This is a genomic window from uncultured Cellulomonas sp., assembly GCF_963527515.1.
Taxonomy (GTDB): Bacteria; Actinomycetota; Actinomycetes; order Actinomycetales; family Cellulomonadaceae; genus Cellulomonas.
This window is the reverse complement of sequence record NZ_CAURTV010000127.1, coordinates 1-8553: the sequence shown is the minus strand read 5'-3', so window position 1 is coordinate 8553 and position 8553 is coordinate 1. Positions and strand designations below refer to the sequence as shown.

General features: G+C 69.5%; 10 protein-coding genes. 3 read left to right on the top strand and 7 right to left on the bottom strand.

The genetic code is table 11. From position 1 onward, the window contains the following. A partial coding sequence (locus RYN42_RS18310; protein WP_315098449.1) for a sigma-70 family RNA polymerase sigma factor occupies positions 1 to 826 on the bottom strand: 826 nt, incomplete at its 3' end. Positions 827 to 1008: 182 nt separating this feature from the next. Between RYN42_RS18310 and RYN42_RS18305 the strand changes: the two genes are divergently transcribed. Continuing rightward, the gene (locus RYN42_RS18305; RefSeq protein ID WP_315098452.1) at positions 1009 to 1827 is read left to right on the top strand and encodes a hypothetical protein; all 819 of its coding nucleotides are present in this window, start codon (positions 1009 to 1011) and stop codon (positions 1825 to 1827) included. 101 nt (positions 1828 to 1928) lie between these two features. Then, positions 1929 to 2807: a phosphotransferase gene (locus tag RYN42_RS18300; protein WP_315098446.1), complete on the top strand. Its 879-nt coding sequence runs from the start codon at positions 1929 to 1931 to the stop codon at positions 2805 to 2807. Positions 2808 to 2824: 17 nt separating this feature from the next. On the opposite strand, the gene RYN42_RS18295 is transcribed toward RYN42_RS18300, so the two are convergent. The 6 genes from RYN42_RS18295 to nrdH form a co-directional block, all read right to left on the bottom strand. Beyond that, positions 2825 to 3124, bottom strand: a complete 300-nt coding sequence (locus RYN42_RS18295; RefSeq protein ID WP_315098443.1) for a DUF1540 domain-containing protein — start codon at positions 3122 to 3124, stop codon at positions 2825 to 2827. A gap of 96 nt (positions 3125 to 3220) precedes the next feature. Further along, complete coding sequence (locus tag RYN42_RS18290) at positions 3221 to 3955, bottom strand: DUF2510 domain-containing protein (protein WP_315098440.1); 735 nt, start codon at positions 3953 to 3955, stop codon at positions 3221 to 3223. 88 nt (positions 3956 to 4043) lie between these two features. Further along, entirely contained in the window at positions 4044 to 5018 is a 975-nt protein-coding gene (gene nrdF, locus RYN42_RS18285) for a class 1b ribonucleoside-diphosphate reductase subunit beta (RefSeq protein ID WP_315098437.1), read from the bottom strand. Positions 5019 to 5049: 31 nt separating this feature from the next. Continuing rightward, positions 5050 to 7197: a class 1b ribonucleoside-diphosphate reductase subunit alpha gene (gene nrdE / locus RYN42_RS18280; protein ID WP_315098434.1), complete on the bottom strand. Its 2148-nt coding sequence runs from the start codon at positions 7195 to 7197 to the stop codon at positions 5050 to 5052. Next, entirely contained in the window at positions 7167 to 7583 is a 417-nt protein-coding gene (gene nrdI / locus RYN42_RS18275; protein WP_315098431.1) for a class Ib ribonucleoside-diphosphate reductase assembly flavoprotein NrdI, read from the bottom strand. The genes nrdE and nrdI overlap by 31 nt, the downstream gene beginning before the upstream one ends. Before the next feature lie 99 nt (positions 7584 to 7682). Continuing rightward, positions 7683 to 7925: a glutaredoxin-like protein NrdH gene (gene nrdH, locus RYN42_RS18270; RefSeq protein ID WP_056087450.1), complete on the bottom strand. Its 243-nt coding sequence runs from the start codon at positions 7923 to 7925 to the stop codon at positions 7683 to 7685. A 421-nt stretch (positions 7926 to 8346) separates the two neighbouring features. Here nrdH and RYN42_RS18265 point away from each other — a divergent pair. Then, positions 8347 to 8553, top strand: a 207-nt coding sequence (locus RYN42_RS18265) for a hypothetical protein (RefSeq protein ID WP_399552532.1), incomplete at its 3' end; no start/stop codon positions are given.

The window sequence follows — 8553 nt, the reverse complement described above, 5'->3', positions numbered from 1 at the left end:
CCGCGATGCCGCCGCCGACCGGCAGCGCCACGGCCAACGCACCCACGCCCGCGAGGCCGAGCACCAGCGGAGCGATGACGGCGCGCATGCCGTGGTTGACGTCGCCGAGCTCGAGCAGCAGGGCGCGGCACGTCCCGCAGCCCTCGAGGTGCGCCTCGACGTGCGTGGTCTCGCGCGTCCCGAGGCCGCCGCGGACGTAGGCGCCGAGCTTGCCGGCCACCCCGCGGCAGCCCTCGTCGAGCGGGTCCTGCAGGTGCTGCTGGAGGTACGCCTGGCGCAGCCCCTCCCGCGCGCGGTACGCGAGCGCCGCGACACCGTTGGCGGTCAGGCCGAGCAGCGGGGCGATCTCCGCCGGCGTCAGGCCCTCCACCTCGGTGTGCCAGAGCACGGCCTGCCACCGTTCCGGCAGGGTGTGGAAGGCACGCGCGACGACGCCGCGCTCGAACCCCGCGAGCGCCGGGTCCTCCGCGGTGCCCGCCCACGCGGTGCCGGCCTCGAGGACGGCGAGGTCGTCGGTGGGCTGCACGCGACGCGCCTTCTCCCGGCGCACGGCTGCCACGCGACGGACCACGGTGAACAGGTACGCGCGGAATGCGGACTCGGGACCGTTGCCGCGCTGGAGGGCGCCGAACACCGCCGCGAACGAGTCGGCGACGACGTCGTCGGCGTCGGCCGGGGAGTCGGTGTACTGCCGGGCGACCACCCACGCGGCGCCGGAGTGCCGCTCGTAGAGCGCGCCGACGGAACCGGCATCACCGGAGCGCGCTGAAGCGATCAGCTCCGCATCCCCCGTGACACCGTTGTCCAGCTGCGTGCGTGCTGACACGAACGGCTCCCGTCGGCGTTCTACGTCCGATCGCACAGCCTGCCATATACGGCGTTTCCGCATAACCAGGGTGAAGTGCGGTTACCAGGGTGAACACGGTGACCAGGGCATACCAGACCGGGTGAAAAGCGGGCGTAGTGGCGTCACACCCGACAGGTGTCGGCCTCTCATCCGGCGTGACGATGAACTCCGGGTCGAACAACGCCGCCCTGCCGGCCCTCTTCGGCGACGTCCCGAGGGACGCCGTGCCGGCGGCGCTCAGGGAACGCTGGCGCGACGCGAGCGTGCGATCGGTGTGGCTGCGACCGTCGGACTGGTACCACCCGGCCGTCGACGCGCTCGCCACCGCTGTGCTCGAGGCGGGGGACGCCGAAGCCGCCGCGGAGGAGCTGGGCCGCGCCCGCGGCCACGACGGGGTGGGCATCGGCGAGACCGTCGACGACCTGGCCTGCCTGTACGGAGCCCTCGGTGCCGCCCAGCCGCCCACCGCCGTCCTGCGCGCCCTCTGCGAGGGGTGGGCCGACGCCCAGGCCGGGACCATCGCATTCGGCACGGCACTGGACCCGGAGTCGGGACTGCCCAGCCGCCAGTACCTCGCCATCCGACTGGCAGAGACGTACCGCGACGCCCTGCTCCCCACCCAGCGCACGGGCAGCCCTGCGGATCTCGGCCACCACCTCGTGCTCATCGACGTGGCCGCCGGGGACGTCGACCCGTTCACGCGTGCCGCCCGGTCCGCCGCGGTGGGCGCGGCGATGACGACGACCTACGGCGAGGGCCACCCCATGGCGACGCTCGGCGGCGGCGTCTTCGCCGTGCTCGCGCGCGCCGACGAGGACCCGGGGCCGCCCCTCGGGGCGCTGCAGCTCGAGATCGACCGACGCTGCGAGCTGCTCCAGGTCCGCCCGTCGACGAGGCAGCCCGTCCGCGTGTGGGTCGAGCCGCTGCCTGCCACGCACGAGCTAGCGCTGCAGACGCTCGAACGGGTCTCCCGGCCCTGAGTGCTCCCTGCCCGGCAGGTGTTGTCCAGGTAAAGCGCAGGTCAGCGACGTCTTGGTAGCGCGCACGGGACAACTGGGATGAATGCGTCTACCGTCGTTCCATGAACGCCGCCGGACTTGCTTCGAGCGGACCCACGACGCCTTCGGAACGCAGGGCTGCTGGGGCTGCTGAGAACGACCCGCCCGACCTCCCGACCCAGCCTGACCGCCGCTCGTCGCTGGCGCTCGAGCACCCACTGCCGCCCGTCGACCCGGAGCTCGCGGGGTCCGACCAGCCCGGCCCGCTCCTCACCTCGGGCCAGACCGCGGACGTGTTCGCCCTGGACGACCACCGCGTCCTGCGTCGCTACCGTTCCGGCCGCGACGCCTCCTCCGAGGTCGCCCTCCTGCGCCACGTCGTCGCGCACGGCTTCCCCGCCCCGGCGGTCCTGCAGGCCGGCGGGCCGGACCTCGTGCTCGAACGGCTGCACGGGCCGACGCTGCTGCAGGCCGTGACCGCGGGCGACGTCTCGCTGCCCGACGCGGCGTCGATCGTCTCCGAGCTGCACGACCGGCTGCACGCGGTCCCGCTCCCCGAGGCCTGGGGCCCGGAGCACCCGCTCGACTGGCCGTCGGTCGCAGGGGGTCCCGCGATCGTCCACCTCGACCTGCACCCCGGGAACGTGATCCTCACCGAGGACCACGGACCCGCGCTGCTCGACTGGGCCAACGCCCGCATCGGCACCGCCGAGCTCGACGTGTCGCTGACGGCGCTGATCGTGGCCGAGGTGGCCGTCGACGCCGGCGGGGTCTACTCGCAGGCGGCCCGCGCGTTCCTCGCCGCGTTCCTCAAGGCGACGGACGTCGACCTGCTCGCCGCGATGGACGCGGCCGCCGCGCTGCGCGCACAGGATCCGTCGCTGGTGCCCGGCGAGCGCGAGCTGGTGCCCGCCGCCGCCGTGCTGGTCCGCGACCTGGTGGAGGTCGCCTCGCCGGCGTGACCCCAGGCCGGTACGGGTCAGCGCGGGGTGAAGGTGAGGCAGTCCGCCTCTTCGTGCCCGGCGCCGACGCGGATGGACTCGGCGCTGCACTCGAGCGACGAGTTGTGCACGCACTCGGCGCGCTGGCAGGCACCGACGTGCGTGATCACCTTGTCCAGACCGCCCTTGGTGCCGAGCGGGAAGAACGTGGTGCACTGCGCGTCGCCCGTGGTTCCGCCGATGTTCACGGCGGCGGCGTGGCAGTGGGAGTGGTCGTTGTAGGAACAGCCGGCGACCGAGCACTCGGCGACGGCGGGCATGTCCATCAGGGTGCTCATGACGACCTCCGTGCGGACGGGACGGGCAGGTTCCTCTCGACGGTAGACCCGCCCCGTGACGCCTGCCTAGCAAGGCAGCCCTGCCTTACCCGCTGGTCAGAGGCGCCAGGGACCGCGGGTACGCCGCCGCACGGCGTCCCACACGAGGAGCCCGACCACCAGCACACCCATCGCGACCAGCATCAACGCGGCCGGCAGCGCTGGAGGCACGACGACGGCGAGCACCACCCCGCCGACGACGAACACGACGGCGAAGACCACCGCCAGCACGAGCTGCCCGACCGCCAGGACGGTGAGCACCGTGCGCGAGCCGCGACCGACAGCCTCGTAACCCGCCCGCCCCGCCGCGGTCCGCATGCCCGGCGCAGTCGACCCGGTGCCCCGACGCACCATCCACCCCGACGTCGACAGGTCGGGTCCGCTCCGGGCCACGAACGTCTCGGCCACCAGCTGCTCGCCGATCCCGGCGACCGCGCCCACGACGCCACCGCGCGAGCGCAGCTGGTACAGGGCCTCGACCGCCGCCTGCTCCTCGCCTCGGATCTGCACGTCCCCGCCGGACCGCCCCGCCCGGACGTGGTCGGCGAGCGCCTCGGCCAGCGGCGAGCCGGCGTACCGGCTGTCCGTGAGCGGTGGGAAGGCGTGGGTGATCGGCTCGTCGGGGCCGTAGACCGTGACAGGACCGACCCCGCCCGTGACCTCCTGGCCGAGCACCGGCTTGCCCGGCGTCCGTCCCGGCTGCACATGCTCGGTCCAGCGCGCCCCGTCCCACCAGCGCAGGTTCCCGTCGCGCTGCGGGTCGGGGTACCAGCTCGGCGGTGGTGCGTCCACGACGGCTCCCGGTGCTCGGTGGGCGCCCACGACGAACGGCCGACTCCCGGGGGAATCGGCCGTTCGTGGTGCGGGGTTGAGCGTGGGCTCAGAAGTCCCAGTCGTCGTCCTCGGTGTTCACGGCCTTGCCGATCACGTACGACGAGCCCGACCCGGAGAAGAAGTCGTGGTTCTCGTCGGCGTTCGGGGACAGGGCCGACAGGATCGCCGGGTTGACGTCGGTCTCGTCGCGCGGGAACAGCGCCTCGTAGCCCAGGTTCATCAGGGCCTTGTTGGCGTTGTAGCGCAGGAACTTCTTGACGTCCTCGGTCAGGCCGACGCCGTCGTAGAGGTCCTGCGTGTACTCGACCTCGTTCTCGTACAGCTCGAAGAGGAGCTCGAAGGTGTACGCCTTCATCTCCTCGCGCTCGGCCTCGGACAGCTTCTCGAGGCCCTTCTGGTACTTGTAGCCGATGTAGTACCCGTGCACGGCCTCGTCGCGGATGATCAGGCGGATCAGGTCGGCCGTGTTGGTGAGCTTGGCGCGGCTGGACCAGTACATGGGCAGGTAGAAGCCCGAGTAGAACAGGAACGACTCCAGCAGCGTGCTGGCCACCTTGCGCTTGAGGGGCGAGTCGCCGCGGTAGTACTCCATGACGATCTCGGCCTTGCGCTGGAGGTTCGCGTTCTCCTCCGACCAGCGGAACGCCTCGTCGATCTCCTTGGTGGAGCACAGCGTCGAGAAGATCGAGCTGTACGACTTGGCGTGCACCGACTCCATGAACGCGATGTTCGTGTAGACGGCCTCCTCGTGCGGCGTGATCGCGTCGGGGATGAGCGAGACGGCGCCGACCGTGCCCTGGATGGTGTCCAGGAGGGTCAGGCCGGTGAAGACGCGCATGGTGAGCGTCTTCTCCTCCTCGGTCAGCGTGGCCCACGACTGGACGTCGTTGGACACCGGGACCTTCTCCGGGAGCCAGAAGTTGCCGACCAGGCGGTCCCAGACGTCCGCGTCCTTGTCGTCGTCGAGCCGGTTCCAGTTGATCGCCGAGACGCGGCTGACCAGCTTGAGCTTCTCGCTCATCGCAGTGCTTCCTTCACGTAGTCCAGAGCGGTCAGAGCATGCACGAGACGCAGCCCTCGACCTCGGTGCCCTCCAGCGCGAGCTGGCGGAGGCGGATGTAGTAGATCGTCTTGATGCCCTTGCGCCACGCGTAGATCTGCGCCTTGTTCAGGTCACGGGTGGTGGCCGTGTCCTTGAAGAACAGGGTCAGCGACAGGCCCTGGTCGACGTGCTGCGTCGCCTCGGCGTAGGTGTCGATGACCTTCTCGTAGCCGATCTCGTACGCGTCCTGGTAGTACTCCAGGTTGTCGTTGGTCATGAAGGGCGCCGGGTAGTAGACGCGCCCGATCTTGCCCTCCTTGCGGATCTCGATCTTCGACGCGATCGGGTGGATCGAGCTCGTCGAGTGGTTGATGTAGCTGATCGAGCCCGTCGGCGGCACGGCCTGCAGGTTCTGGTTGTAGATGCCGTGCTCCTGGACCAGCGCGGACAGCCCGGCCCAGTCCTCCTGCGTCGGGATGTGCACGCCGGCCTCGGCGAACAGGGCCTCGATGCGGGCCGTCTTCGGCTTCCACTCCTTCGACGTGTACTTCTCGAAGTACTCGCCGGTCGCGTACTTCGACTCCGCGAAGCCGTCGAACGCGCGACCGCGCTCCTGGGCCAGCAGGTTCGAGGCACGGATCGCGTGGTAGGCCACCGTGTAGAAGTAGATGTTGGTGAAGTCGAGGCCCTCGTCGGAACCGTAGAAGATGCGCTCACGGGCCAGGTAGCCGTGCAGGTTCATCTGGCCGAGGCCGATGGCGTGACCACCGGCGTTGGCGCGCTTGATGGACGGGACCGACTCGATGTCCGTCTGGTCGGAGACCCCGGTCAGGGCGCGGATGGCCACCTCGACCGACTTGCCGAAGTCCGGCGAGTCCATGGCCAGCGCGATGTTCATCGAGCCGAGGTTGCAAGAGATGTCGCGGCCGACGTGCTTGTACGAGAGGTCCTCGTTGTACGTCGAGGGCGTCGAGACCTGCAGGATCTCCGAGCACAGGTTCGAGTGCGTGATCTTGCCGGCGATCGGGTTGGCCCGGTTCACCGTGTCCTCGAACATGACGTACGGGTAGCCGGACTCGAACTGCAGCTCCGCGAGCGTCTGGAAGAACTCGCGGGCGCTGATCTTGGTCTTCTTGATCCGCGCGTCGTCGACCATCTCGTAGTACTTCTCGGTGACGTTGATGTCCGCGAACGGCATGCCGTACACGCGCTCGACGTCGTACGGCGAGAACAGGTACATCGGCTCGTTCTTCTTGGCCAGCTCGAACGTGATGTCCGGGATGACCACGCCGAGGGAGAGCGTCTTGATGCGGATCTTCTCGTCGGCGTTCTCGCGCTTGGTGTCGAGGAACCGGAAGATGTCCGGGTGGTGCGCGTGCAGGTACACCGCGCCGGCGCCCTGGCGGGCACCCAGCTGGTTGGCGTAGGAGAACGAGTCCTCGAGCAGCTTCATCACGGGGATGACGCCGGAGCTCTGGTTCTCGATGTGCTTGATGGGCGCACCGTGCTCGCGGATGTTGCTGAGCAGGAGCGCCACGCCGCCGCCACGCTTGGACAGCTGCAGGGCGGAGTTGATGCCGCGGGCGATCGACTCCATGTTGTCCTCGATGCGCAGCAGGAAGCAGGAGACGGGCTCACCGCGCTGCGCCTTGCCGAGGTTGAGGAACGTGGGGGTCGCCGGCTGGAAGCGGCCGGACACGATCTCGTCGACCAGGGAGACCGCGAAGTCCTGGTTCCCCTCCGCCAGCGCGAGCGCGACCATGCAGACCCGGTCCTCGAAGCGCTCCAGGTACCGCTTCCCGTCGAACGTCTTCAGCGTGTACGACGTGTAGTACTTGAACGCGCCGAGGAACGTCTGGAAGCGGAACTTCTTGGAGTACGCGTACTCGAAGAGGGTCTTGATGAACGCGCGGTCGTACTGCGCGAGGACCTCGGGGTCGTAGTACTTGTTCTCGACGAGGTAGTCGAGCTTCTCGTTGAGGTCGTGGAAGAAGACCGTGTTCTGGTTGACGTGCTGCAGGAAGTACTGCCGCGCCGCCTCACGGTCCTTGTCGAACTGGATCTCGCCGTCCTTGCCGTACAGGTTCAGCATGGCGTTGAGGGCGTGGTAATCCAGTCCCGACGCGTCTACGCGGGTATCTGCGACTGTCGTTGCCAAAATCTTCCCAATCCCTCGCGGACGCTCTGCACGTCCTCTGTCGTTCCCATGAGCTCGAACCCGTACAGGTAGGGGACGTGGCACTTGGCCGCGATGATGTCCCCTGCGATGCAGTAGGCCTCGCCGAAGTTCGTGTTGCCGGCCGCGATCACGCCGCGGATCAGCGCACGGTTGTCCTCGTCGTTGAGGAACTTGATGACCTGCCGGGGTACTGCCCCACCCTCGTTCCCTCCGCCGTACGTCGGCACGATCAGCACGTACGGCTCGGAGACGCGCAGGAACGGGTCGGTCGGCCGCACCGGGATGCGGTGGGCCGGCAGACCGAGCTTCTGCACGAAGCGGTGGGTGTTGTCCGAGGTGGAGGAGAAGTAGACCAGGGAGCTCATCGGTCGGTTCCCCTCAGCTCGGGTCGTGCGGTGGTGCGGGCGCGAGAAGACCCGCCGGATCGGCGCGGTGTCGAGACCGGCGCCGATCCGGGGAGCTCGTCAGGCGACGGCGGCCAGGCGGTCGGCCAGCGCCTTGATGCGGTCCGGGCGGTAGCCCGACCAGTGCTCGCCGTCGACGATCACGACGGGAGCCTGCAGGTGCCCGAGCGACATGACGTAGTCACGCGCATCGGCGTCCTCGCTGATGTCCACGACCGTGTACTCGGCGTCGAGCTTGTCGAGCGCGCGGTAGGTCGCGTTGCACTGCACGCACGCCGGCTTGCTGTAGACCGTGATCGTCATCGTGGGCTCCCCATGTCCTGTCAGTGTCCGTCTGCGGCCCGCTCCCCCCGGAGCGTTCGCGAAGCTGTTCTCTGCTGCTGAAGGGCCCGTCTCCGGGCCGGACGTGGTGCCGATTCCAGGCCTGTAGGCCTCTGCCCTGCGTCGTGACTAGACACTACACCTAGGGGTCCCACACGCAATGGACCACTAGGGGTTGTAGTGACACGCGTGTCATTCTTCACCCTGTGGAGAAGTTCCAGCCTACCGGGCACCACTGACACGCCCCCCGACCAGGGCCGATGCGGGGTCGTGCACAGGCATCCACAGGCGCCCACAACCCACTCCACACGGCAGTCCACACCCCGCCCGTCCGATTGGTCCGGAACGCCCGGCACGACACGCCCGTGGCGGATCCGGCTCGGCGGTGGTGGATGCTGGGCGCGTGCAGATCACGACGCTCGGAGGGCTGGCCGTCGACGGCCGTGCCGTCCGCGGCGACCGCCTCGCCGCGCTCGTCAGCGCCCTGCTCGATGCGCGCGGGCGCACGGTGTCGTCGGTCGCGCTGGTCGAGGTCGTCTGGGCAGGCCTGCCGCCCGACGACGCCGCGGGGGCCGTGCAGGCCCTCGTGTCGCGCGCGCGTCGCCTGGGG

Excerpts from the sequence above, each read along its gene's own strand:
- RYN42_RS18305 (WP_315098452.1), top strand. The coding sequence starts at position 1,009 with ATGAACTCCGGGTCGAACAACGCCGCCCTGCCGGCCCTCTTCGGCGAC.
- RYN42_RS18300 (WP_315098446.1), top strand. The coding sequence starts at position 1,929 with ATGAACGCCGCCGGACTTGCTTCGAGCGGACCCACGACGCCTTCGGAA.
- RYN42_RS18295 (WP_315098443.1), bottom strand. The coding sequence starts at position 3,124 with ATGAGCACCCTGATGGACATGCCCGCCGTCGCCGAGTGCTCGGTCGCC.
- nrdF (WP_315098437.1), bottom strand. The coding sequence starts at position 5,018 with ATGAGCGAGAAGCTCAAGCTGGTCAGCCGCGTCTCGGCGATCAACTGG.
- nrdI (WP_315098431.1), bottom strand. The coding sequence starts at position 7,583 with ATGAGCTCCCTGGTCTACTTCTCCTCCACCTCGGACAACACCCACCGC.
- nrdH (WP_056087450.1), bottom strand. The coding sequence starts at position 7,925 with ATGACGATCACGGTCTACAGCAAGCCGGCGTGCGTGCAGTGCAACGCG.